Source organism: Streptomyces sp. NPDC030840, assembly GCF_055572015.1.
Window position 1 is genome coordinate 78,499 of sequence record NZ_JBVIEE010000019.1, and the last position, 24,367, is coordinate 102,865.

Here is a 24,367-nt window from a genome sequence, read left to right on the forward strand (position 1 = left end):
TCGAGGGTGTTCGACCCGGATCGCTTTCCTTGCGCGCAGCGGGCGGCCACGGTGATCGGCATCGCCCGGATCGATCACACGGGCGACGTGCGTGCTTTCGCTGTGGTGAGAGGTGTTGAACGTGGCTGAGGCGGTGTGGGCGCAGTTTTTGTCCCCGGCCGGGCGGCTGCTGGAAAAACCTGTGCGCCAGGTCCGTCAGGAGCGGCTGGAGGAGCGGGGTGAGGTGTGGAGACCGACGCGGTACCGGGGCCGGCGGGCGATCGCCACCTGGTGGCGGCCGGCGGGGCAGGCCCGGCACGCGGGCTGCGCCAGCCTCGGTGCTCTGGAGGCGGCGCTGTCCTTGGAGTTCGATCCACAGGTGGTGTCGTTCACGGGCTGGCCGGTGCGGCTGGCCTGGGCGAACAGCGCAGAGGGATATGTGCCGGACTTCTTCGCCCGGCTGGCCGACGGGCGGGCGCGGCTGCTGGTATGCCGGACACCGGAGCGGGCCGCGGGCGGCTGGGAGGAGACATCGAGGCTCCTTCAGGCGGCCGGTGAGCAGGCCGGCTGGGAGGTGCGGGTGCACCCGGGCGCGGATGACCCGGCCGCGGCCGCGAATCGGCAGCGGCTGGCCCGCTACCGGCACGCGCGGCTGGCAGACGCCGACACCGCGCGCGTCCTGCATCAGGTGTTCGCCCGGCCGCGCCCGTTCACTGACGGGGTGACAGCCAGCGCCCTGCCCGAACTGGCCACGGTGGCCCGGGCGTTGCACCTGGTGTGGACGCGCGAGCTGCTCATCGACTGGAGCAGCCCGTTCGTGCCGGCCCGCTCCCTGGTGTGGTCGCCGCAGGGGGTGCGCTGATGGCAGTTCACGCACCGGCTAGGCCCGAGGTTGTGACGGTGGGCAGCGCCGTGCGCTGGCGCGGTGAGACGTATGTGGTGGCGGCGCTGCAGGGCAGCAGTGTGCACCTGCTCAGCCAGCACGCCGACGGCGAGGACGCCGTCGTGCTGCTGGACGCGCTGCACCACTCCCCCGGCTTCCGGGTGCTGGGCGGACCCGATGTGCCGGCCGAGGAGGACGGCCCCGCCCCGCCGTCGGTGCCCTCGCGCAGGCCCCTGGGCGGAGCGGACCTGCTGGAGGGGCTGTCGGACCAGGCCCGTCAGGAGGTCGACTTCTGGCTCGACCATGTGCTGGAAGTGCACACGGGACTGCCCGGGTTCGCCGCCCCGGGCACCGTGCCGCGCCCCTGCTACGACCCCGAGGCCACCACCCTGCGCGACCGGTATGCGACCAAGGCCGCCGAACTGCGCGCGGCTCATCACCAGGTGTCGGCGGCCACGGTGGAGCGCAAGCGGCTGGCCTGGCTGGAGCAGGGCGTGTGGGGACTGGTCGACAAACGGCGGGTACGTGGTGCGAGCCGGCACGGCCGTGTCGACGAGCAGGTCATCAAGCTGCTGTGGAAGGTGCACAAGCGGCAGGAGAAGCGGTCCATCGGGACCAGGTCACGGCTGTTTGAGCTGCTCAGGAGGGCATGCGTGCGCAAGTTCAAGAAGAAGGCGGACACGCTGATGCCGTCCAGGGCGACGTTCTACCGGCTGCTGGACCGGCTCGGGATCGTCTGCGGAAAGCAGGCCGCCGCCCGGCGCGGGGACGGCAGTCATCGTCCCGAGCCGCCGTTCACGCTCGCCGTGGCCACGGCGCCTGGCGAGCAGGTGCAGATCGACACCACCTCGCTGGACGTGCTGGCCGTGGACGAGACCGGACGCGTCGTCTCGGTGGAGCTGACCGCGGCCATCGACGTGGTCAGCCGGACGATCCTGGCCGCGGTCATCCGGCCCAAGTCCAGCGGCACCAAGGCCGGTAGCAAGTCCCGCCGTCACGGCGGGCGGGCCACCAAGGCCGTGGACGCCCTGTTGCTGCTGGCTGAGATGTGCACCCCGCAGCCGATGCGCCCGCACTGGTCGCTCAAGGCGGGCGCGAAGGGCTCCGATCTGCCCTACGCGCAGCTGGTGGAGGCCGACGAGCGGATGGAGGGCGCGGCCGCCCGCCCGGTGATCATCCCGGAGATGATCATCATGGACAACGGGAAGGTGTTCGCCGGGCGGGCCTTCATGGACGCCTGCGCCCAGCTCGGCATCTCCGTGCGCCCGGCCTGTGCCTACTCCCCCACCCACAAGGCGATCATCGAGCGGACCTTCGGCTCGGTCAAAAGCCTCTTCAGCCAGTTCCTGACCGGCTACACCGGCAAGGACCTCACCCACCGCGGCAAGCACGTCGCCGGTGAGCGGCTGTGGCGCATCGACCAGATCAACGACTTCCTGCAGCAGTGGATCGCCCTGGGCTGGCAGCAGCGCCCGCACAGCGAACTGCGCAACCCCTTCCTGCCGTCCATGCCGCCGCGCACCCCCAACCAGGTGTTCGCCGCCCACGTCGCCAGCAGCGGCTACGTCCCCCTGCGCCTTAGCGCCGAAGACCGGCTGCGGCTGCTGCCCACCGCCTGGGTGCAGGTCACCGACAAGGGCATCCGGCTCAACAACCGTACCTACGACAGCCGCGCCCTGAACGGTTACCGCAACGCCCGCTCCGGGTGGCCGGGCAAGGGCCAGCGGTGGCCGGTGCGCTACCACCCCCACCAGCCGGAGAAGGTCTGGCTCGAGGACCACCCCAACAACACCTGGGCACAGGCCGACTTCGTCTACCAGCGGCTGATCGGCGATGCCTGGAGCGAGCACGTCTGGGACCAGGCCACCGCCGCCCACCTGGACAAGGGCGGCACCACCCGCGACGAGTGGGCCATCGCCCGGCTGGTGCGCTCCCTACTGGAGCGCACCAGCCGCGGCCCCTCCCGCACCGCCACACCTCAGCCAGCTCCCGTCGACCGTGGCATGCACGTCGGGCCGGCGCGCGTGCATGACCCCTACCGCGGCATCCCCTCCCCCGTCTTTAACAGCGTGGCCAGCCTGCCGGTCATCGACGTCGACCCGCGCCCGCTGTGCGCGCCGGCTGTACGCCTGGCTCTGCCGGGCGGGTCGTCGGGCCCATCGCTGACGGGCGATGACGGCAGTCACGGCGGCGCATCCGCCGAACACTCGTAGCTCTCCTTCCCAGTGGCCGGTGCGGGTGCCCGCGCCGGCCACCGCCAGCTTCCCCGAGGACACGTGCCATGTCTGTGCCCGAAACTCCTGTCACCGCCGACCGGTTCCTGCCCCTGACGACCCGCGCGGGCTGGCAGGCTCGGCTCGACCGCGTCATCGAACCGCCCGACCTGGCGGCCTGCCCGCTCACCGACAGTCCCGTCGCACTGGATGATCCGCGGCTTCTGTACCACGCCACGATGCGCACCGTGCAGACTCCGGCGCTGAAGAAGGCGGTGGCCGTCGCTCGGCGGCTGTGGCTGGTGGGCGGCCCGCGCAGCGAGGGGCCGCTGCACCTGGCCGTGGACGGGCCGGGTGAGACCGGGATGACCACGGTGCTGCGGCAGATCGGCCGGGCCTACGAGAAAATCGTGCGGGACCGGCTGCCTGCCGACCCCAAGCGGACCCCGGTCGTCCACATCAACACGCCCCTGGCCCCGAGCAGCAAGCTGGACATGTCGATTCCGTTCGCCGAGTTCCTCGGGCACAAGCACACCAAAGACCCCGAAAGCAGCCAGCGCAGCACCGACATGACCGGACCCGTGTGCCACGTCATGAAGACCCGCGGCACCCGGCTGGTCCTCGTCGACGGCATCGACCGGCTGGACAACTGCGAACTGAAAACGGCCTTCGACTACTTCGGCTATCTCGCCGCCGAATGCAACGTGTCCTTCGTCTACTGCGGGGTCGGCTCCCAGGAGATCGTCAACGAGGCCCGGCGCGGCAAGCGGCCTGGGCCGCCCGACGGCGGCGCAGGCGGCATCCCCACGCTGGCGGTCAATCCCATCCCCTACAGCGCTGACGACTACGAGCTGTTCCACCAGGTCGTCAAGGCCCTCGATGAGGGCCTGTGCCTGCACCACCACCGCCCTGGCGACCTGCTCAAGCTCGCCGCCCACCTGCACCGCCGCACCGGCGGCTACATGAAGCCGCTGTCCTACCTCGTGTGCCAGGCCGCGCAGGAGGCCATCGAGACCGGCACCGAGGCCATCACCGAGGAACTGCTGGACAGCCAGTTGGTGGGCCGCTTCGACGACGATCCGCTCCAAGCATGGTGAAAGGATCCTGGGCGCGCCCGGTGGGTGCGGCGGCCCGCCGGTGTAGGTGCGGCCGAGCTGCGCGGGCTCTGCGCACCTGCACGGGATGAAACGCCGGGCACCGAGGATGCGGTGCCCGGCCGGTGCGGCGTTGTCAGAAGGGCGGCTCGGCGCTGCGGTACGGGCTAGAGAGGGAGACCAGAAGAGAGCAATGGAGATTGCGCAGCGCCGCCTGTTTGGTCTGCCCCCTGCGGGACCGGTCGAGCACCGTCAGGCTGGGGGCGACACGGTGGAATCCGACGGCTTGTACGAGGTGGCTGGCCGGGGAGTCCGTGTCGTCGACATCGGTGGCGACCACCCGGCAGTCCCGGCCGAGGACGTCAAGGGCCTGGCTGGTGAGGATGGCACCGAGCCCGAAACCCCGCCATGCCGGGTCCAGTTCCACATTGAGCAGGAGCAGCAGGTTGCCGTCCTGGCCAACGTCCAGTTGGTGGATCGGACTGTGCGGGTTGTCGACGGCGTCGAAGGCGGCGGCCGCAGTGACGCCGGCGCAGAATGGTGCGTCGCCGGTGGCGAGCATCTGGGGGTCCTGCCTCCAGATGGTCTTTGCCAGCACCAGTTGGCCGACTTGCCCCATGTCGCGTTCTGCATCTGCCTGCGCCCCGTCCGGCAGGCGGTGGTGTACGCCCACGTGCCAGTACTGGATGTGGTTCTCGGACTCCCAGGAGGGCGGGGCCTCCATGGTGCACCTGTAGTCCAGCACCAAGTGGTCCGGGGAGCCGGGAAGTTGGAGCGGGTCGAGAGGGCCGATCTGGCGAGCGGCGCCGCGGCTGGTCGGGGCCGGCTCCTTGGGGGGCCGGACTCCGACATAGCTCAGCAGGCGCCACCGGTCCTCGTTGATCTCGATCTCGTGATCGTCGTAGTCCCAGTCCTGCGCGCTGTCGGCGTCGGGCAGGTGGAGCCGCACGGCGAAGTAGTGAGCGTGCTCTGCCGCCGGGATGCCGACGGCGAGCGCGGCCTCCATCAGCTGCCGCAGGGCCTGGTCGCGGCTGAAGTGGGCGAGCTCACTGTCCCCTTGCAGGCCCTGGGCGACCAGGCAGGTCTCTTCCTTCACTGCTGGTGGGCCGGCGGCCTTCATGTGCGGGTCGCACAGGGTGCGGTGCCGGTCGAGCCCGAGGTTGCATCCGGGCTGCCGGCACAGCTGGTACACCCCGGAGCTGTAGCCGTGGCCCAGCCGGAAGCGCCGGGCCCGCCGCGTGGTCTCGGCCAGGACGGTGCCCTCCCTGTCGTGGCCTTCCAGGCGCAGGGATGTGTCTTCCAGTTCGCTGCCGGAGGCGGCCAGCAGGTCGGCCAGGCCAAGGAGGCTGTCGCGGGTCACCGGGACGCCCAGCAGGCTGGAGGTGTAGGTCATGGTGCCGCCCTGGCAGGGGTGAGCGGGGGCGTGCAGGGCCTCGTGGAGGAGCTCCCACACGGACACCGTGCGGGATGCGCGGGGGTCGGCTGCGGGCGGACAGGAGGCAGGCAGGGCAGGGGAGTTCACTGGGAGGGTCCTATGCAGGCGTGGGGGACTCAGACGTGCTGCATGTCGCTACAGGGGCAGTGCGAGCACGGCTCGTCCTGCTCTGCGTTGGTGGGGTGGCACGACCAGTCGTGTCCGCAGGTGCACAGGATGCCGCCCTCGGCGGCGGAGAAGGAGCAGATGTTGCAGGCCGCGCTCTCCGGCTGGGGGTTCTCGGGGGAAGTGGTCTGGAGTTGTTCAGGCAAGTGCTCGAGCAGTTCACTCGGCAGGGCGGAGCGGCCCTGGTTGAGGATGATCTCGCACAGCTCGTGGTCGAGCCAGGCCTGGGCGGGGTCAGCGGTGTTGGCGATCAGCCAGCTGCGAAACCCGGCCGGTGCGTCGTCCAGTAGTGCCGCTTGTCCCCGGCTGGCGGTCTCCATCAAGTGGGCGAGGCGGGAGGTGAGTTCGCAGCCGAGTTCGTGGCGGTCGGCAGCGGCCTTGCGCGCGTGCAGCAGGACGCTGGTGCCGCGCGGCTGCACGGTGATTTCGGCTGGTAGATCGGGGCCCGATGCTCCGGCCACGGGGTTGGTGTGCCAAGGGCAGGGCACGATCGGGCGGCTGATGCACCAGTTGCTGAACGTCATCGGGTCGGCGGTCTGGCTGCTCCATCCCCAGTCGACTACGCAGCCGCATGCCTGCTTCAGCGGTGTCCAGGCGATCTGCGCCGCGCAGGCCTTGGCGCTTCGGCGCTGGCTGGTGTCGTGCAGCCCGCGCAGCTTGTGGCGTGGCTTGTTCTTCTTCGTGCGTCCCATGGATGCCCTCTGCTTCGTCACGGAGGTCACCGCCCGTGTGGTCGGCGGTGTCCCTCCCCCAGGGCAACGACCGATGAGACCAAGAGCAGTGGATGTGATCGCCTTCTCGCTACTTCGTGTGATGGTCGAGCATTTACGCGATCCGGTGGCAGGCATATGAGGTACTTCCCCGGGCGGATTCGGCTTGTGCTGCGGCCCGGGTCTGCGTGGGGTGACGTCGCGTCAACTCTTCAACATAGCAGCGGGTTGACGCTCCAGGACAACGCCTTCCTGACCGGTGGTGGAGTGTCTGGCCACCGGCGGGGCTTCGACGCCGTGCGTCATCGGGGGTGCCGTGCCGGCGGCCTGGTCGGTCGGGGGTGTGCCGTGCGGGGCCCGGCCGGAAGGTCACGCCTGCGTCTGCTGATCATCCGTGCGGATGAGATGCGGCGGCGCCCGTCACGTGCGGCGCGGGCTGTTCGTTGGCGCCAGGGCACTCGGCCATGCGGGCCGGGCGGAGGGAGATGTGCACGGTGCGTCGGCGGTCTTTCATCATCGAGCGGCACGAATTCCAGGTCCTGGAGTCCTGGGTGGGTCAGGTCTTCACTGGCGTGGTGACGTTGCTCGTGGGGTGCTCCGGGTCGGGCAAGTCAACGGGTTTTGAGTCGCTGCTGTACCCGCTGGGCCTGAACAGCGGGAAGATCATGCACGCGGTGAGGTCGTGTACCCAGGTCCGCCTGATCTTCCGTATCGGCGATACGCGCTGGCAGGCGACGCGGCCGGCCCTGCACCGCGGCGGCTATGTGTCCTTCGAGAATCTCAGTGACCCGACGGTCGGCGAGGTGCGTCGGCCGGTCGCCCGCGGGCGCGGCGTCGAGCAGAGCGCCAGTGAGTTCGTCATGGAGTTGCTGGGGATCCCGATCGTGGGCAGCGGCGGGGGCCGGGTCGGGCTGGCCGAGGTCGAGCGGTGGATGTCGCTGCGGCAGTCGACCATTGCCACCGCCTACCTGGGCGGGGGAAGCGACGCGGTCCGTCGGCTGACCGGGCGGGTGTTGCTGGGCCTGCACGACGAGCACATCGATGCCCTCCAGCAACGGTTCCAGGAGGCCAAGTCGGCCCATGCGCAGGCGAAGGCGTCGGCCGCAGCGATGCGCGCGGCACGCCGTGACGCCGGGCTGCCCGGCCCGATGGACCTGGAGGCGACCGAACTGCTGTGGAAGCAGGAGCACGCGATCACGGCCGAGCGGGCGAGGCAGGCCCAGGAGGAGTTGAGCAGGCATCAGCGGCACCTGGCCGAGCTGGACAAACAGCGCGATCAGGCGAGGTCCGCGCAGCACTCGGCACGCCGGCATACCGGTGCGGTGGAGGAGCGGCTGCGCCAGGCCCAGCGCCATGAGAGCCACCTGGAAGGCCGCTTGGAGGGGTTGAGGCAGCAGGCGTCCCTGCCCCAGCACTGCCCGCAGTGCACTCAGGTGCTGTGCGCGGACGGCCTTCCCGAAGACCACTGCCGGGTGTGCAAACAGCAGGACAGGCTCCACGCGGAGCGGCTGTCGGGCCAGGCGGCGCAGTTGGCGCAGGCGGAGCAGGCGCTCGCCTCCGCACGTCAGGCCTGCGGGCGGCTGGAGACCGAGCTGACGCGGGCACAGGAGACGGAAGACACGGCACGGGAGACGGTGCGGGCGGCCGAGCTGTCGATCAATGACTTCACGTGTTCGACACTGGACCCGTGCCGGGCATCGGCCCTGGCGCACGAGAAGGAAGCCGCTCACCTTGCCGGGCGTCTGGAGCAGCTCCGGGAACGGATCAAGGAAGTGGGGGTGCTGGCGGCACTGGAGGCTGAACGGGACCGGCTGCTGGAGGCGAGAAACCAGGCGCACGAGGTGTGGAAGGAGGCGGAGAAGAAGCTCGCCACCGAGCTCAAGCAGCTGGTGGAGCAGTGGTCGCAGCACTTCCCCACCCGGCTCAGGGCGGTCAACCCTGACGTGCGCCACGCCCGCATCGATTCGGAGACGTTCCTGCCCCATGTGGACGGGCTGGCCTTCGACGACCAGGCGGTGGCCGGCGGGCCGCAGACGCTGGCCAACCTCTGCGCCATGCTGGCCCTGCGCGATCTGGCCCGTTGTGTGCCGACGGTGCTGCTCCCGCTGTTCTTGATGGTCGACTCGCCGCTCAGCGGCCTGGGCGGCCAGGGACTGGATGGGCAGATGGCCGAGCGGCTCATGGAACAGCTCGCCGACGCAGCCGCCGTCGCGGATGCGGACGGCACGCCGGTGCAGATCATCGCCGCGGTCAACGACCCCCTGACCCGTCCACTGACTGGGGTGCGTGAAATCCGCCTGGACCGCAGCAACCGCTACATCCCTGCCCAGCTGGACGCAGAGGCGGCCTGACCAGCACGAAGTGCCAGTCAGGACGAGTCAGTGCGGCCGACCGGCCCTTCGTGTCCGTCGGCTTACTCGTCGGCCAGCCATCGCGCGGCGTGGGTGTCGTAGTTGGGAGCCAGCAGGCGCTGGACGCCGGTGACGTACTCGGCGGCCGGTCGGCCCTCGGGCGCAGCCAGGACACCGGCGTGGACCAGGTTGGCGGACACGACCCGCATGGTCGGTACGGTCGGGCCGGACCAGCCGTCAAAGTCGGGCACGTTCACCGTGGGTGCGCTGCCCGATGCACGCCACGCGGCCTGCCGCAGCTGACGGTTGCTGCTGAAGGCGTGGTGTGCAAGGTCGGCCAGGACCCGTGCCGTGGTGCCCGCTGCCAGCCCGAGCCGCTCGTCCGTCCCGGGAGCTACATCCGGCCCCAGCACGCGCAGGGCCTGCGAATCCAGCCGCAGCAGCAGATCCGCCATCGGCTGGGTGAGCATCGGATCGCGCAACAGATCCGCGAGCAGTTGGCGCACCTGGTCTTGTAGTGGGGCCGGGATGTCCAGGTCACAATGGGCTGCGGCGGTGGCCACCAGGCAGATCTCCGGGTGCCGCCGCCTATCGTCGTGGTGGTGCTCGAGCATGAGGCACAACTGGCGTTCCTCGTCGGCCAGCAGTTGCAGCGCGCGAGCCGCCGGGGTGTCGCCGAGCCACCGGATGAACTGAGCGGGGCTGTCGACCAGCCGACCTGCTTGAGCCATGCGATACCAGGGTGCTACGGCATACATGCACCAGGGCACGAGCCCGATCATCTGCTCCAGCCGGGCAAGGTCAGTACGTCGCCGGCGCAGCACGATGGAGCAGATGCGGTAGTGCAGCTGTTGGCGGGGGCCTTTGTCGCCGTAGCTGTGCAGGTCCTGCAGCTCGCAGAACAGGGCGTCGACCGCGTCCGTCAGCGGGCCTTCGAGGCGGTCGGTGTGTTCCCGGGTGCTGAAGCGTTCGGAGAAGGTCAGGGTGTCGCGATCGATGTCGGGCAGCACGGGGATGTGAGTCCTGACCGGCTCGGGCAGCCGCATCGCCGTCGTGGAACTCGGCGGGAAGGGCCCGCCCAGGCGTGTGCGCAGGGCGTGCGCCATCTCGGCCCAGGCGGCGGCCTCATCGGCTGCGCGCTGGGCCATCACCCGTTCCTGGCGCAGCTTGCGCCCCTTGGCGGCGCCCTGTTCGTTCAGGAGCGGGGCTCCCGCGGCAAGGCGCTCGGTCAGCTCCTCCTGCAGGACACGTTTCGCCTCGGCGGCCGGCACCTGGTCGCGGACGACCTCCACCGCCGGGGTGTGGCCGGCTTCCTGCAGACCGCGCACCCAGGCGGCCACAGCATGGGCGGTAGGTTGCTTCTTCAACACGCCTTCAACGACAGGCAGTTGGGAGGGGACGGCGATCTGGCCCAGGTATCGCTGGGTGTTGTCGCGGGGATCGACCAACGCGTAGATGACGCGGGCACCGGCGGCAGGGTGTGGAGAAGGCACGGACGCCGATGGTAGAGGGCGGGCACCGGCGGCAGGCATTCCGTCACCCGGGCGAGTGGTGTCGCGCGAGGGCGGATGACGTCAGACACCTGGCAGGCTGTGCCGATACCACTGTGGGCCGCGGCTGTCCTGAACAACTCAGATGCCAGTGAGAGGTCGTTTTCTTTCCGAACCTCGTGTGCGGTTTCTGCTGGTCAGGCGTGAGAGCCCGGTTGTCGCGGGAGTCTCGGTTCGTTGCTGGGCGAGATGTCGTGGGGGTGGCGGGTGCCATCGATGCGGGCGGTTCTGGAAGCGCGGCAGAAGGCCGCGGCGATGCGGGTGGAGGACCTCGAAGCCGAGCTGGAGCGGGTGCGGGCGGCTCTGTCAGAGGCGGAAGAGGTGCTCAGGCGCCGGGTGATCGGCCTGGAGCAGTATCTGGAGGCGCTGGCCGAGGCGGATGCACCCGCCGTGACGCCCGAGAGAGTGTCGCAGAGGAAGCCGGTGGGGCCGCGCCGGGCGGTGCCTCACCGCCAGGACGCGGCTGGCACCGAGGTGTTGTCGGTGGACTACCAGGCGTTGATGGCCGCCGCCGTGGAGGCGGGAGCCGACGGACTCGGTGCCCGGCGGGCGGCGGTGGTGCTGGGCTGGGACAGCGCGTCCGCCTCGCGCGTCGAGGGAGCGCGGGCCCGGCTGAAACGGCTGGTGGAGCGGGGCTGGCTGGTCGAGGAGAAGCCGGGCAGGTTCATGCTGCCTGTGCCGGAGCCTGACCCTGCTGGTGCTGGGCGGCCAGGCGGCGGCTCATGAGCATGGTCATCGACCACAGGATGACGCTCTCGCTGGTGTCGGTGCGTCGTTCGTAGTCACGGCCCAGGCGTCGGCTGCGCAGGAGCCAGGCGAAGGATCTTTCGACAACCCAGCGGCGTGGCAGGACCTGAATACCTTGGACATCGTCGCTGCGGCGGACGCAGTCCGAGGTGCTGGGTGGTCCAGTCGGTGAGGTGGCCGGAGTAACCACCGTCGGCCCAGATCCGCACCAGCCGCCGGAAGTGATTCTTTGCTGTGGGCAGCAGGACGGGCGGCGTCCCGGTCGGTGGTGGATGCCGGCGTGACCAGCACGGCCAGAAGGAGCCCGAGGGGGTCGGTCAGCAGGTGGCGCTTGCGCCCGTTGATCTAATGGGCGGCAGCTGACACGGCTGAAGCCCACCTTCGTCACCGACCGCCAGCGCCAGCACAACGCCCTCCGTTGATCCGGGCCCCTGAGCCCTCAAAGAAGACTGACGTGTGCTGGCACTCGCCGTTGGCGACGAGGGGCGCCCCTAGATGGCCGATGATGATCATGGTTCAAGCCTCCTGCAGAGACCACCTCCTACGCGATCGGGAGCCTCCAGCTCCGTTGCAGACCGAGGGCCCCGCAGGTCGCTGGGGGTCATGAACGGCTAATCGGATGTCGGGCCGCTGAGCCCTTCCATTAGAGAGACGCATGCCCTGCACGGCTTCGACCAGCCCAAACGCAGGAAGCAGACGAGAGAGCTGGAGCAAGGTGAGAGTGTTCTGCGGCATCGACTGGGCCAGCGACCACCACGACATAGCCGTCGTGGACGAAACGGGCGTCCTCAAGGCCCGAGCCCGCATCGACGACACCATCGACGGACTGAACGAGCTGCTCCAGCTCCTCGCCGAGCACGGCGACACGGCGGAGAACCCCACACCGGTGGCCATCGAGGCCTCGAGCGTCTGCACACCGCCCTCAGAGCACCCAGGATGCGCCAACTCTCGTTGGTAGAGGAGGCGATGGGAAGGCAGACCCTCGCGCTCCTGCGGCAGCTGGATGCCGCGTGCACCAGCGCGGAAGACCTCGCCGCAGCCACCACCGAGGCGTTCGAGGAGCACCCCGACGCTGAGATCATCATCAGTTTCCCCGGACTAGGCCCGCTCAGCGGCGCCCGTGTCCTGGCCGAGATCGGCGACGACCGCTCCCGCTTCGCCGATGCCCGGGGCCTGAAGGCGTACGCGGGTGCCGCACCCGTGACCAGGGCCTCCGGCAGGAACACGGTGGTCATGGCCCGCAGGGTGAAGAACCAGCGGCTGGCCGGGGTCGGCTATATGTGGGCTTTCTCGGCACTGTCCCACTCAACCGGAGCCAGGGCCCACTGCGACCGTCGCCGTGAAGCCGGCGACCGGCACACCGCAGCCCAGCGCAACCTCTTCAACCGCATGATCGGCTGCCTCCACCACTGCCTCACCCGGCGCACCCACTTCGACGAGGCCGTCGCGTTCCCGGCGCCACGAGAAGCCCATCTGACCCTGGCGGCTTGACAACTCTTCCGCATCGGATGTCTTCTTCCCGGCGTCGTATCCCCGGGAGGCCAGGGTGACGGTGGCGTCCGCCTTCACGGACTGCGAGTCCACGACCGCCGCGGTCGGCTCCGAGCTTCGGCCCTCAGCTACGCGGACGGCTCCGCGCAGCCGGTCGTGCAGCTCGGCCGCCAGTCCCGTGTCCCGCCAGCGGGTGAAGAAGGCGTAGACCCGTGGCCAGGGCGGGAAGTCGGCGGGCATCGCCCGCCACTTGATGCCGTTGTCGACGAGGTAACGCACCGCGTCGATCATCTGCCGGTGGCAGTAGCTCTCCGGCCTGCCGCCCCGGCCCGCCAGCCATCCGGGTACCGGCAGCAGATCCCGCACCAGTGCCTACTCCGCATCGCTCATGTCCGAGTCATACCGAGGCCGGCGCTCCGGCCGGTCGGCCGCGTTCCCGAACCGATGGGCGATGCAGTCACACCCAGGAGTGGACGAACTGGACTCGGCGACCAGGACCACGCGACACTTCGGCAACAGGGCCTCTTGCTTCTCGCTGGATTCGACAACCGCGAGCTACCAAGAGGCCCTTCTTCCATGCACCCGAACCGGCCGACTCACCCGAACCAGGCCCTCGTTCGAATCCCACCGACCACACGGACGGATAGAGAACGGCCAGTTACCGACCCTCTGTGGCGATCCGTACACTAGCCAGCATTTCAGAACGCCCCGTGTACCGGCCGGTGTTTGCGCGCCTCGGCCTGTCTGCACAGACAGGGTCACGGAACATGTCGCTGTTGTGCCGCTGAGATTGCCAGGGCGGGCAGGCCCGCGACATCACCACGGGGGAAGCAGGCTGCCGTCGGCGTCGAAGCCGTAGAGAACCTCATCCTCGTTCGGCGGTGTCCCCTGGCGGGGCCTGTCAGATGAACGGCCCTGTCTTGTTTTCGGTGGTGCCGGAGCGTACTGCAACCTGAGGGGGATGCGGTGCCGAAGCAGACCCTCGCCACGGCGACCCCACAGCCGGGGAGGTCAACAGTCCGCCCCCGGGAACTCCTGCTGTCCCTTGACACGAGACCGTAAGGGAGGGCGGCCACCGGGCCGCAACGTGTCTCCCGCACGCTGTTCAGCAAGGGCACACAGAGAAGCCCCGAGGTCAAGGCGCCCTAGTCCCAGACTCCAGGAGGCCGAAGCGCAAGGCGAGGATGATCCCCCCCAGGCATGCGCTTCCGGCCGCTGTGCAGATGGCAAACGATGCCCCGAAGGACTGCGTTTGCACCCCAGCCAGCGTCAGCCCGACAGCCCTGCCCAATTCCTCAGCCGACACCATCCACATCATGGACCCGACCGCGGCCCCCTGCGGGGCATGCCTATCTAGTAGTTCGAACTGGCAGACCGTCATTGGGGCCAGCGCCCCACCCGCGATGACCAGGACAATCGCTAGTGGTACTCCAACGGGAACGAAGGCCGACAAAACCAGCGCAAGAGTGAGCCAGACAAAGCCCACGAGATAGCCGACCGTTGGAGCAATTTGCTGCCGACGTGCACCGAACCACAGACCGGCGAGTGCGCTGCCGACGGCGAGGCAGGCGAACAGCCAACCGGCATTTGCTGCCGCTCCGTGCTCGGAGGCCCGGCCGGGCAGGCCCACCGTCAGCGCGCCGAGACAGGCCCCCGTGGTCATATTGGCCAGGAGGAGCAATCGCAGACCGGGCAACGCCACCACAGCGCGCACAGGGCTCGTCTTGGAAGGTATTTTCCGAGCGGGCTCGACCGGCAGACGGCCGACAACAACCAAGAAGGTGCCGACCACCACGAGCGCTCCAGCTGTGACCACGCCCAGCCGTGGGGATTGAGTCGCTACTACCGCAGCAATGAGTGGCCCACAGACCTTGGCCATCTCGCTGAGTACCGCGTCCATCGCGTAGGCACCGCGTACCAGGTTCCGGTGCACGAGGCGAGCCCACAGAGGGCGGATGCTGGCCATGATCGGAGGTGCGCCTGCCCCAGCGAGAACGCCGAAGACCACCAGCAAAATGACGTTCGTGGCGGTGGCCAGTCCCGTGACGGCCACAATGGTCACCAGCGACAAAGCAGTCAGGGGCAGCCGATGACCGTAGCGGTCAACCAGGTGACCGCGGAGCGGTCCCGTCACCGGCCCGCCGATGTTCCACGCTGCGGCAACCAACCCCGCATCGACGAACGACCCCGACGGGCCGTGGCCCAACAGAACCATCGCCAGAGGGAACGAGGCGAAACCGAACTTTCCGGCCGCCGTAGCCGCGATCAACCTGCGAGCTGTCGATTTCCGGACCAAGGCTGCATAAGCACGCATCACATCAGCCTCAGTACGAGAGGGTAACCACGCCCGGTTTCCCCTTCCACCGGGACTGAACAAGCAGGCCGAATCGGTTCACTCAAAGTCGGAGAGCCCTCCTTCAGGTAGCCGGTAACGAGATCGGCAAAGACGCCGGACGCCAGCTTCAGACCCCCTCCGTAGTGGTCAAGGACGTCCAGCATTCCCTTCCGTTTGTTCCACACGTGGCGGTGCCGATGTGCCCACCGGGAGGCCTCGCGGCCCATCGCGGCGGCCTCCGCGCGGCGAGACGCGACCCATGTCAGGTGCTTCGCCACGTCCCGCACGTCCGGGACGCCGCGAATGCCGCCGCGCGGGAAGCCTGGCAAGCCGGCAGGATCCCACCGTGCCGGAGGCACTGCGAGCACGAGTTCGCCGGCGTCGGTGCAGACATCGCCTTGTCCCTCGGAGGCCAGCGCGATGACGGAGAGCCCGGTGGCCATTACCTCCACGAGCACCCGAGCGAACCCCTCGCTGCCTAGGGCGAGCAGCACGTCGACCTGCTCGTACCAGTGCCGGATGCCCCGCGATGGCTCGCTCTCGTCCACCATGGTGATGCATTCGTCGTGCGGGACGGCGAGGTCACCCCGCCCCAGCGGCCGAACCGCGTCTTGATCACCAGCCGTGCCGTGGGATCCCCGTCGAACGCCGTCTGCCACGCGGCGATGACTTCTGCGACATGTTTCCGGGGCTGGATCGTGCCCACGACGAGCGTGGTGACGCCCTCCCGCTCGGGCCACTCGACGTAGGGGTAAACATCTGGATCCACACCTTCGGGGACCACCTCGACGGAGACAGAGAGGCCGCAGGATCGGAAGGCGCCGGCGACGAACCGGCTGGGCACCATCACGGCCCAGCTCCGGTTCAGGCGCCCGGGCCAATCGGCGGGCAGGTGGCTGGATTCCCACATGGTGTGCACGTAGTGCTCGGCACAGGCACAGCGTTCGAGTTCCGGGCGCGGCCATGAGTTGTACAGGACGGGGCCGACAGTGAACGGTGTGGCCCGCGACAGCAGGCTCCGCACCTCCTGAGACAGGCCCCTGGTCTGGAGTCTCAACGGCACCACGTCCACCTGGACACCCGCGCGAGCCATCCCGACCGCCACGTACCCGGACATGCTCCCATAGCCGTCGTACACGCAGATGTCGGTCACGAAGTTCACCCGTATTCACCGGGTCGGCGGCAGAAGGGTTGGTCACGTGTGCTCCTTCAAGTGCGAAGCCGAGAGGCCTGGCCGATGACTGCCTACGTGGATCGTGCCGAGACCTCCTGCGGGAGCAGTCGCAGGACGGCGTCCCGGATCGCCGGGGCGTCGATTCCGAACGAGGAGAGCAGTCTCTTGCGCGGGCCAGCCGCCACTCCGCGGGGTTCAATGGCGAGGCTTGCCATGGCCCCGCCGAAGGCGTCCCTCAGCAGGTATTCGGCGACCAGTGCCGCGAGCGGCCCTGGACGCGCGTGTTCCTCCACGACGACGGCCGCACGTTTGCCACGCGCCGCCTCGGAGACGGCTTCGGCTACCAGCGGCCTCATTGAACCGACGTTGACGACCGCGCAGTCGACTCCGTCCCGGGCCAGTTCCTCCGCCGCGACCAGTGCCTCCGACACGCATACCCCGTTGGCGAAGACGACGGCCTGGTCGCCGGGGCGGAGCATTTCGAGCCGGCCCGGAGCAAAGCCGTCGGACGAACGGTGGATCACCGGATCGGTACGAGCCCCGAGCCGCACATAGGCCGGCCCAGCCGTCCGGGCAGCAGTCTCCAGCGCCCAGACCGCCTCAAGTGCATCGGCTGGAACGAAAACGCGAATTCCGGGCATGGTCAGGAAGACGGAGAGATCCTCGATAACGTGGTGACTCGTCCCGAACTCCTCGCAGGCGAACCCTCCGCCGACGCCGACGAACGTGACATCAGCGCCGTAGTTGCAGACGTCGCTGCGGATCTGCTCCGCGGCCCGGCGCACCAGAAAGGCCGCCAGGGACGCTACAATGCATTTCTTCCCGGAACGCGCGAGGCCGGCTGCCACGCCCACCAGGTTGGACTCGGCAATGCCCACATCGATGAACCGCTCAGGGGATCGGCGGGCCAGTTCCGAGAAGACGGAGCGGCTGTCCGGCCCCAGGCCGACCATATTCGGGAATTCCTCACCCAACGCGGCGATGACGGGAACACAGGCCTGCAACATCGACTGGGGTTCCAGCTCCAGTCGGGATCCGTTACTTTCGTTGCTCCGGCCTTTTCCGTTGGCGTGGACTTCTCTCACTCGACCCTCCCGAGAACGCTCGCCGACCCGGCCCCCCGCACTTCCCCCAGGGCCCTGTGCAGTTCTTGTTCGGTGAGTCTTCCCATATGCCAGGCGACCGGGTCGTCCGCGATAAAGGAGACACCGTGCCCCTTTGTGGTGTTCGCCACCAGAAGTGTCGGCGTGTCACCGCAGTAGGCGCTGTCCAGCGCCATGCACAACTGGGGGAAGTCGTGCCCGTCGACTGTCATGACCCGCCAGCCGAATGCCCGCCATTTCTCGTCGATCGGGTCGAGGCGAATAGTCGACTCCGTGGGACCTTCCTGCTGATAACCGTTCCGGTCGATGATGCCGATAAGGGAGCCGAGGCGGTGGTGCGCCGCGAACATCGCCGCCTCCCAGACCGAGCCCTCATTGAGTTCTCCGTCGCCGAGCACGGCCACGGTGCGGTAGTCACGCTCATCCAGTTGGGCGGCCAGCGCCATACCCGCCGCCACGGACAGGCCGTGTCCCAGTGCCCCCGTCGCCAGTTCAACTCCGGGCACGTTCTCGGTGGGATGGCAGCAGAGCCGCTGGTCCGGTGAGCCGACCGACTCGAACTCCTCCGCCGCGATCAGGCCGAGTCGGCCGAGCACGGCGTAGAGGGCGAACGCCGAGTGGCCCTTGCTGAGGATCAGTCGGTCACGGTCAGGGGACTTGGGATCGGCCGGATCGAAGCGCATACGGCGGAAGTACAGTGCCGTCAGGATGTCCGTCACGGAAAGAGCCGCGCCCAGGTGCACGGAGCATTTTCCAGCCAATTTCAGGACGTGACTCCGTACCTCTCGTGCAGTCTGAGCGAGAAAGGCCAGGGTTTCCTCGTCGGGTGGCGGAAGGGTCCGCTCTCCCGGAGTCACTGCCGCGTGACTGCCACCTCTTTCTTGATATGCCACGTTCATCCTCTCGACGAGAATTGGGCGAGGCGCGACGAGGACAGTTCCACCCCGCCGCCCAACGCACCATAATTAGTCATAGAAAACGGGTCAAGGAGGTCATTGCATGGTACGGAACGCACTCCTAGTGCCCTGAGCTGCTGTAATGGCGCACCTGGCCGCCACAAGAGATATACGCAAGTGAGCAGGGCTGGGCCAACGACCGGGGCGGCGAACGCGATCATCGATTCACGAATAATTCCTGGGAGCGGCCGAGGAGCACCCCGGCCGGGAGATAGGCGACCAAGGAGAGCGGGAAGACGAAAGTGATCGAAAAACGGATGGCGGGGGGAAATATTTTCATGGGGTAGCCATCGAAGGTGTTGAAGATGTTGTCGAGCAGGAGGTGCATGGCCTGCGCGCCCAGGTGCGTGCGCTGTGTTCCTATCGGGCCGACGACGTCATCTTCGGCCTGCTCACGCTGCTGCTCCAGATCTACCTGTAGGGCGATCTGATGCAGCGTCCAGTCTCCGACCCCGGCCGAACCGTTCCACCACAATCCACACGAAGGCCAGTCCCCCGAATCGGTTCAGGCAACGGAGCCAATTGTGGTGGGACCTGCCGTTGCGCGACTCCCTCGGCCACAGCGATGTTCCGGGCGTTACGTTCCCGCTCCCTCCACGGCACCAGGCCAGCCACCTTGACCATGCCTGAAGTGGGCTCCAGGATTCCCGCGAGCATCTTGATGGTGGCCGACTTGCCCCCCGTTAGGACCGAGGTAACCGACCAGCTCGCCTTCCTCCAGACTGAAGTCCACCCGGTCGACGACGGCCCGCTTAACCATGTACTGCCGGGTCAGAAGGGTACGAACACCTCCCAGCGGCCCCGAGTGCCGCCGGGGGCGGCGGTACTCCTTGACCAGGTCCCGCACCTCGATGATCGGCGCCAAGGTCTGTCTCCCTTCCGGCTCACCGCGGCTCACCGGTCGGGTGACGCCTGTGGGCCGTACAGCACTCGACCGCGGTACGAGGAGCGGGCAGGGCCGGTGGTCCCCGGCTCGACCATGAACAGACTGCCCGCGTCGGGCTGCCTGGCGAGTTCGCCCGGGGTGAGGCGGAAGCGCGCCGTGGTGATGTAAAGCGTGGAGCCGTCCGGTCCGCCGAAGGCGCAGGCCGTCGGCCTCGCTACGGGCAGCCGTACGGTGGCCACGTGCCGCCCGGCTGGATCGAACCGCCGTACCTGGCCTCCGCGCCAAAGCGCCACCCACAAGCAGCCGTCGTCGTCGACGGCGAGACCGTCGGGTGCGCCGTCGCGGGCGTCGATCTCCACCAGCAGGCGACGACGTCCGATGCGCCCGTCGTCGCCGTCGAAGTCCCAGGCGGTCACCGTCCCGTCCGCGGTGTCAACGTGGTACATGACGTCGCCGTCGGGACTCCAGCCGATGCCGTTGGAGATCGTGACGCCGCTCAGGACAGGGGTCACCGTACCGTCGAGATCCATGCGGTAGACGGTCCCAACGCCGGCGGACTTGTCGTAGGAGAGGCTGCCGGCCCAGAACCTGCCCTGCGGATCGCATGCGCCGTCGTTCAACCGCATGGTGCCGCCGCGATGTTCGTCGAGCTCGCACAGGTAGGTGAGCGTCCCGCTGTCCGTGAGGTGAGCGAAGCCCCGGGCGACGGCCAGGAGCCAGCCACCCTCGACGGCGGGCACCGCGGCTCCAGTGTGGACGCCGGTGTGGTACTGGCAGACCTCGCGAAGGCGCCTGCCCTCAAAGCGTGCCCGGTGCAGGACACCCCGGTAGATGTCCACCCATTGCAACTCGCCTCGCAGAGCGTCCCAACCGGGTCCTTCCGGCAGGTCGCCGTCCGCGTCGGAACACGGTGTCGCCACGAGTTCCCGCATTTCCCTCCTCAGCGGTCGGCTTCCGCGTCCGGCCGTGCCGGTCAGGGAAGCGGGCAGGTGGTGAGGTACGGCGTTCAGGCAGCCTCTGTGAGTGCCCTTTCCAGGGCAAGAGCGACTGACGCCAGTCGCCCGTCGCGCCCTCGGTGGCCGACCACCTGGAGACCCACCGGCATGCCGTCGCCCGCAAGGGGGAAGGTGATGGCCGGGTGGCCGGTGGTACTGAACGCCATGGTGAAGCGTGACATGGGTTCCCGCAGGTCCTCGAGTCCGTTCTGGGATGTCACGGCGTCGATCCGCGGGGCGACACAGGCTGTGGTCGGCAGGACGATCGCGTCCCATCCGGCCATCGCGTCGTCGACGCGGCCGCGAAGGTCGCCCAGGCGCCGTCTCGCAGACTGATAGTCGCTTTCCGTGATGCGCTGCGCCTCTTCGAGATGGCGGCGCACATCCGCACCGTAACGGTCGGCGTACCTGGAGAACCTCTCCCGGTGGACGACGGCGGCCTCGGCGTACAGGACAGTGCGGCCTATGGCGTCGAGTTCCTTCCTCGGTGGAAACGGGATTCGGGGGAGCCCGTCGGCCGCTCTCCGCCACGCGCGCGCCGTCTCCGCGTCAAGGTCCGCGACCCATCCGTCGGGCACGGCCACACGCACGTCCCGCAGGGACACCTCCTCCGTGGTGAGCGGCGTGGCGCGCATCGCCTCGAGGGCGCTCACCACGGACCGCACGTCGGCGGCCATCGGGCCCGCGATGTCGAGGGACGGGCTGAGCGGGACGATCCCGTCGGTCGGCACCGATCCCCCGGTGGGGCGGAAACCCGCCACCCCGCACAACGCCGCGGAGATACGTACGGACCCGCCGGTGTCGGTACCGATGGCCCAGTCGCACATGCCGAGTGCGACCGCGACGGCGGAACCGCCGGACGACCCTCCGGCGATGCGGGCGAAGTCCCGCGGGTTGTGGACCGTGCCAAAGAAGGGGTTGACGCTGGTCGGGCCGAAGGCCCACTCATGAAGGTTGGTCTTGCCGATGAAGGTGCAGCCCGCGTCGCGCATCGCACGGATCAGGGGCGCGTCGCGGGTCGCCGGTGTGCGGGGAAGCAGATCACTGCCGCCGGTTGTCACCGTGCCTTTGACATCGATGACGTCCTTGACGGCGACCACAGGACCGGGTCCGTCCTCGTCCGTCAGCGAGATGAAGGCGTTGTACCGCTCCAACTGCCGGATAAGGTCCCGGAACTGGCTGTTCCGGCCCTCGGGGGCGCGCACAGGCACGCCGGTCATCCGACAACCCTCCCCGGGGCGAAATGGGGTCGCCAGAAGTCGACGGAGGCCCGCAGGTCGCTGATCACCTTCTCCTCAGGAACGTCCGGGCGAAATCCGATCTCAAGCATCAGATCGACCGTCTCGACGTCCCAGCCGGCGACTGCCTTCAGGATCCGTTCGGGGTCGACGACCCCCTTCTCGTTGAATTCCTCGGTGAACGGCCAGTGCCGGTCCTGCGTTCCGTCCGTCTGTTGCAGCTGGACGATGCGGGTGTGCATGCCGAACCTGTCGAGCCACGCGTAGGGATCCCGGTCCTCGGCGGATCCGCCGGGAAGACACGCGTGCCCCAGGTCCAGGCAGAGTTTCACGGGGAGAGATGCCGCGCCGACCTCTTCGAGGAGTTCCTCGGTCTCCTCGATGTTCACCGGGTACTCACGGCGGGTCGGTTGCACCTCCCAGGCGAGGTACTCCAGCCCCGCTCGCTCCGTGATTCCGGCCAGCCGGAACACTGCCCCCCGGATCTGCCGCACCACCTGGGCACGGGTTTCCCGGTCCCTCATCTGTGCGAGCGTCAGTGTGCCCATGTAGCCGCCGACCCCGCGTGCGCCGAGCCGCGAGGCCGCCGTGATGGCCTGCTCGTACCACTGCTCCGCCCGCTCGCGCATGCCGGGACGAGGATCGGCCAGCATGTTGAGCAGGAAGACGCTGGTGCCGGTGGTGGCCGACGACACAACGATGTCGTTCTTCTCGCATTGCGCACGGACAGCGCTGAACAGGTCCAGGTCGCAGGCCATGAGGGGGTCCAGGACATCGAAGGAGAACTCGACGTGCCGTAGTCCCAGTTCTCTGACGACTCTGATCCACTGCTCCGGCTCCGGCCAGCGTTTCGCGGCGAACGCGATATTGGTTCCGAAGACTGTCTCCGCCATGCCATCACATCCGGTGGACGAGTGAGGGTGCCGCAGTCAGGGGGAGTTCACCTGCTGCGCCAGGTGGTCGGCCGTCTCAAACGACGGTGGTTCGGTGCAGGAGCCTCTGGTACCGGGTTCGGTCACAAGGCGTCGCGGTGTGGATCGCTGTCCGGTTGTCCCACCACACCAGGTCTCCGTCGCGCCATTGGTGGCGGTAGACGTACTCGCCCTGAGTGGCGTGCTCCAGCAGCTGCCGGCATAGTGACCGGCCCTCCTCCACGTCCATTCCGCGCAGCTCCTTTATCGTCATCGAGCTGACGAACAGGGCCTTGCGACCGGTGACGGGATGACTGCGCACCAACGGATGCACGACATCCGGCATGGCGCTCCTGCGCTCCTCGATGTCGTCGGGTTGCACTTCGTCGTCCGCCTGCCGCCGTTGCTCCAGCAGATAGGACATGCTGTGCACTGCTTGCAGGTCGGCGATGCGCATACGGACATCGGCGGGCAGCGCCTCGTAGGCGGCGTCGGCCGCGCAGAACAGCGTGTCGCCGCCGACCTGTGCGGAGGTGACGGAGTACAGGAACGACATCGCGCTGGGCCGTGGCGATGTGCCGTGGTCCACGTGCCAGTCCACTTGCCCGCCCTCGTACAGCCCGGCTTTCCGGCCGTTCTCGAAGATGTTGCTGATGATCAGCACTTCAGGATGGCCCGGCACGCAGAACTCCTGGAGCGGGTGTATCTCCAGCTCGCCGTACATGCGTGAGAATTCGGCCTGGTGCCTGGGCGTGAGCTGCTGATCGCGGAACACGAGGACCTTCCGCTCGTGCAGCAGCTTCAGCAGATGGTCACGCATGTCCGGGCGCACCGGATCTCCCAGGTCGATGCCCGAGACCTCCGAGCCGATATGAGGGCTGACGTTCCTGACGGTCAGTTCATCGAGTGCAGACATTCCACCTTCCTTGGTCGCGCGTCGATGCGGACGCAGCTTTGCTCGCCAGGGTCACGAACTCCATGGCCTGGCTGGCATTGAGGCGCGGGTCGCAGGCACTCTCGTACCGCAGTGGGAGTTCGTCCTCCGTGACGCCGCAACTGCCGCCCAAACATTCGGTCACGTCGCCTTCGGTCACTTCCAGGTGCAATCCCGCTGGCACGCTGCCGAGGGACTGGTGCACCTCGAAGTACGCCACGGTCTCCTCGACCATCACGTCGAATTCGCGGGTCTTGTGTCCGCTCACCGCTCTGCGGGTGTTGCCGTGCATCGGGTCACACATCCAGGCCGGACACATCCCTTCCTTGCGCAGCCTCTCGACCAGAGGAGGCAGCACATCGCGGATGCGCCGTGCGCCGAGACGTGTGATCAGGGTGATGCGTCCCGGGACACGGTGGGGGTCCAGGCGTTCCACGAGCCTCACGACATCCTCGGCCGTGGCGGAGGCGGCGAGCTTCACCGCGATGGGATTGGCCAGCTGGCGGACGAACTCGATGTGCGCTTCGTCGAGCGCACGGGTGCGCTCGCCGATCCAGAGCAGATGTCCGGACAGACCGTACGGCCGGCCACTGGGAGTGTCCCAGCGCACCAGAGCGCTCTCGTACTCGAGTAACAGTGCTTCGTGACTGGTGTAGACGGGCTTCTGTGCGTCCGAGCGCAGAACGTCGACGGTACGGGCGGAGGCGTGATAAGCGCGCAGCATCCGCTGGGGGTCCGGGGCCCGGGCCGCGCTGTCGCATTCCACTGAATTGACCGCGTCACCGCGGTAGGAGAACAACTCCGTGACTCCCCCGTCCGGTTGAGGGGCGAGTTCCAGGTGACTCGACCGGGGTTTGGCGTACTGCCCTCCGATTCGGCCGACGACAACGACGGGGAGTCTCAGGGAGTCGGTGAGTATGCGTGCCATGCGATGCAGGACGTCCGCCTTACGGCGGATACGGGTCGGCACGGCCGAAGCGAACGTCTCCGCGCAGTCCCCGGCCTGAAGGACAAAGGCTTCCCCGCGGGACGCTTCGGCCATCCTCCTTTGCAGGTCCCTGCATTCCCGCGGTGTGACGATGGGGGGCAGGTCTTCCAGGTGCCGGCGCACCCGCTGCACGTGCTGCCGCGACGGCCAGGAGGGCTGCTGCGAAATCGGCAGGGTCCGCCAGGAGTTACGAACGTGCCTGAGTCCTGAATTCACTGAGCTCCTTACG

Annotated in this window: 20 protein-coding genes and 2 pseudogenes; 7 read left to right on the plus strand and 15 right to left on the minus strand. The window is 68.3% G+C overall.

What is annotated here, in order from left to right; all coding sequences use genetic code 11:
* Nucleotides 1-121 precede the first annotated feature (121 nt).
* From ACZ49J_RS32435 to ACZ49J_RS32445, 3 genes are all read left to right on the plus strand, one after another.
* The gene (locus ACZ49J_RS32435) at nt 122-841 is read left to right on the plus strand and encodes a TnsA-like heteromeric transposase endonuclease subunit (protein WP_467454188.1); all 720 of its coding nucleotides are present in this window, start codon (nt 122-124) and stop codon (nt 839-841) included.
* Nucleotides 842-879: 38 nt separating this feature from the next.
* On the plus strand, nt 880-3,075 hold the full coding sequence (locus tag ACZ49J_RS32440) for a transposase (RefSeq protein WP_467454187.1): 2,196 nt from the start codon (nt 880-882) through the stop codon (nt 3,073-3,075).
* A gap of 68 nt (nt 3,076-3,143) precedes the next feature.
* Nucleotides 3,144-4,172 (plus strand): TniB family NTP-binding protein, encoded by a 1,029-nt coding sequence (locus ACZ49J_RS32445; RefSeq protein WP_467454186.1) that lies wholly within the window; start codon nt 3,144-3,146, stop codon nt 4,170-4,172.
* Between the two features lie 133 nt (nt 4,173-4,305).
* Here ACZ49J_RS32445 and ACZ49J_RS32450 read toward each other — a convergent pair whose 3' ends face one another.
* Complete coding sequence (locus tag ACZ49J_RS32450) at nt 4,306-5,622, minus strand: GNAT family N-acetyltransferase (RefSeq protein WP_468351172.1); 1,317 nt, start codon at nt 5,620-5,622, stop codon at nt 4,306-4,308.
* 98 nt (nt 5,623-5,720) lie between these two features.
* Nucleotides 5,721-6,461: a hypothetical protein gene (locus ACZ49J_RS32455; protein WP_467454182.1), complete on the minus strand. Its 741-nt coding sequence runs from the start codon at nt 6,459-6,461 to the stop codon at nt 5,721-5,723.
* Between the two features lie 512 nt (nt 6,462-6,973).
* Here ACZ49J_RS32455 and ACZ49J_RS32460 point away from each other — a divergent pair.
* The gene (locus ACZ49J_RS32460) at nt 6,974-8,830 is read left to right on the plus strand and encodes a hypothetical protein (protein WP_467454180.1); all 1,857 of its coding nucleotides are present in this window, start codon (nt 6,974-6,976) and stop codon (nt 8,828-8,830) included.
* Between the two features lie 62 nt (nt 8,831-8,892).
* On the opposite strand, the gene ACZ49J_RS32465 is transcribed toward ACZ49J_RS32460, so the two are convergent.
* Nucleotides 8,893-10,278, minus strand: coding sequence for a hypothetical protein (locus ACZ49J_RS32465; RefSeq protein WP_467454179.1), 1,386 nt, complete (start codon nt 10,276-10,278; stop codon nt 8,893-8,895).
* 318 nt (nt 10,279-10,596) lie between these two features.
* Here ACZ49J_RS32465 and ACZ49J_RS32470 point away from each other — a divergent pair, with 318 nt between their 5' ends.
* Nucleotides 10,597-11,106 carry a hypothetical protein gene (locus ACZ49J_RS32470; RefSeq protein WP_467454178.1) on the plus strand — a complete coding sequence of 170 codons (510 nt, stop codon included), beginning with the start codon at nt 10,597-10,599 and terminating at the stop codon, nt 11,104-11,106.
* On the opposite strand, the gene ACZ49J_RS32475 is transcribed toward ACZ49J_RS32470, so the two are convergent.
* Nucleotides 11,045-11,515, minus strand: coding sequence for a transposase (locus tag ACZ49J_RS32475; RefSeq protein WP_468351177.1), 471 nt, complete (start codon nt 11,513-11,515; stop codon nt 11,045-11,047). The two genes, ACZ49J_RS32470 and ACZ49J_RS32475, sit on opposite strands and share 62 nt — an antisense overlap.
* A 267-nt stretch (nt 11,516-11,782) precedes the next feature.
* Here ACZ49J_RS32475 and ACZ49J_RS32480 point away from each other — a divergent pair, with 267 nt between their 5' ends.
* The gene (locus ACZ49J_RS32480; protein ID WP_467454174.1) at nt 11,783-12,085 is read left to right on the plus strand and encodes an IS110 family transposase; all 303 of its coding nucleotides are present in this window, start codon (nt 11,783-11,785) and stop codon (nt 12,083-12,085) included.
* Nucleotides 12,028-12,618 (plus strand): annotated as a pseudogene (locus ACZ49J_RS32485) (transposase); the annotation flags it as partial. The gene ACZ49J_RS32480 and the pseudogene ACZ49J_RS32485, both read left to right, overlap by 58 nt.
* A gap of 216 nt (nt 12,619-12,834) precedes the next feature.
* On the opposite strand, the pseudogene ACZ49J_RS32490 reads toward ACZ49J_RS32485, so the two are convergent.
* The 11 genes and pseudogenes from ACZ49J_RS32490 to ACZ49J_RS32540 form a co-directional block, all read right to left on the minus strand.
* A pseudogene (locus ACZ49J_RS32490) lies at nt 12,835-12,984 on the minus strand (transposase); the annotation flags it as partial.
* 769 nt (nt 12,985-13,753) lie between these two features.
* Nucleotides 13,754-14,932 carry an MFS transporter gene (locus tag ACZ49J_RS32495; protein ID WP_467454173.1) on the minus strand — a complete coding sequence of 393 codons (1,179 nt, stop codon included), beginning with the start codon at nt 14,930-14,932 and terminating at the stop codon, nt 13,754-13,756.
* A complete protein-coding gene (locus ACZ49J_RS32500; protein ID WP_467454172.1) occupies nt 14,932-15,504 on the minus strand; it encodes a glycosyltransferase in 573 nt (190 codons plus the stop codon). Before ACZ49J_RS32500 ends, ACZ49J_RS32495 begins: the two co-directional genes overlap by 1 nt.
* Nucleotides 15,505-16,198: 694 nt before the next feature.
* Nucleotides 16,199-17,212 (minus strand): transketolase family protein, encoded by a 1,014-nt coding sequence (locus ACZ49J_RS32505; RefSeq protein ID WP_467454170.1) that lies wholly within the window; start codon nt 17,210-17,212, stop codon nt 16,199-16,201.
* The gene (locus ACZ49J_RS32510) at nt 17,209-18,087 is read right to left on the minus strand and encodes a transketolase (RefSeq protein ID WP_467454285.1); all 879 of its coding nucleotides are present in this window, start codon (nt 18,085-18,087) and stop codon (nt 17,209-17,211) included. Before ACZ49J_RS32510 ends, ACZ49J_RS32505 begins: the two co-directional genes overlap by 4 nt.
* A 256-nt stretch (nt 18,088-18,343) precedes the next feature.
* A complete protein-coding gene (locus ACZ49J_RS32515; RefSeq protein ID WP_467454169.1) occupies nt 18,344-18,661 on the minus strand; it encodes an ABC-2 family transporter protein in 318 nt (105 codons plus the stop codon).
* 419 nt (nt 18,662-19,080) lie between these two features.
* On the minus strand, nt 19,081-20,004 hold the full coding sequence (locus ACZ49J_RS32520) for an SMP-30/gluconolactonase/LRE family protein (protein WP_467454168.1): 924 nt from the start codon (nt 20,002-20,004) through the stop codon (nt 19,081-19,083).
* Nucleotides 20,005-20,078: 74 nt separating this feature from the next.
* Complete coding sequence (locus tag ACZ49J_RS32525) at nt 20,079-21,287, minus strand: amidase (RefSeq protein ID WP_467454166.1); 1,209 nt, start codon at nt 21,285-21,287, stop codon at nt 20,079-20,081.
* Complete coding sequence (locus ACZ49J_RS32530; protein ID WP_467454165.1) at nt 21,284-22,198, minus strand: sugar phosphate isomerase/epimerase family protein; 915 nt, start codon at nt 22,196-22,198, stop codon at nt 21,284-21,286. The genes ACZ49J_RS32525 and ACZ49J_RS32530 overlap by 4 nt, the downstream gene beginning before the upstream one ends.
* A 76-nt stretch (nt 22,199-22,274) precedes the next feature.
* Nucleotides 22,275-23,132 carry a TauD/TfdA dioxygenase family protein gene (locus ACZ49J_RS32535; RefSeq protein ID WP_467454163.1) on the minus strand — a complete coding sequence of 286 codons (858 nt, stop codon included), beginning with the start codon at nt 23,130-23,132 and terminating at the stop codon, nt 22,275-22,277.
* Nucleotides 23,116-24,354 carry a 3-deoxy-7-phosphoheptulonate synthase gene (locus ACZ49J_RS32540; RefSeq protein WP_467454162.1) on the minus strand — a complete coding sequence of 413 codons (1,239 nt, stop codon included), beginning with the start codon at nt 24,352-24,354 and terminating at the stop codon, nt 23,116-23,118. Before ACZ49J_RS32540 ends, ACZ49J_RS32535 begins: the two co-directional genes overlap by 17 nt.
* Between the last annotated feature and the right edge of the window lie 13 nt (nt 24,355-24,367).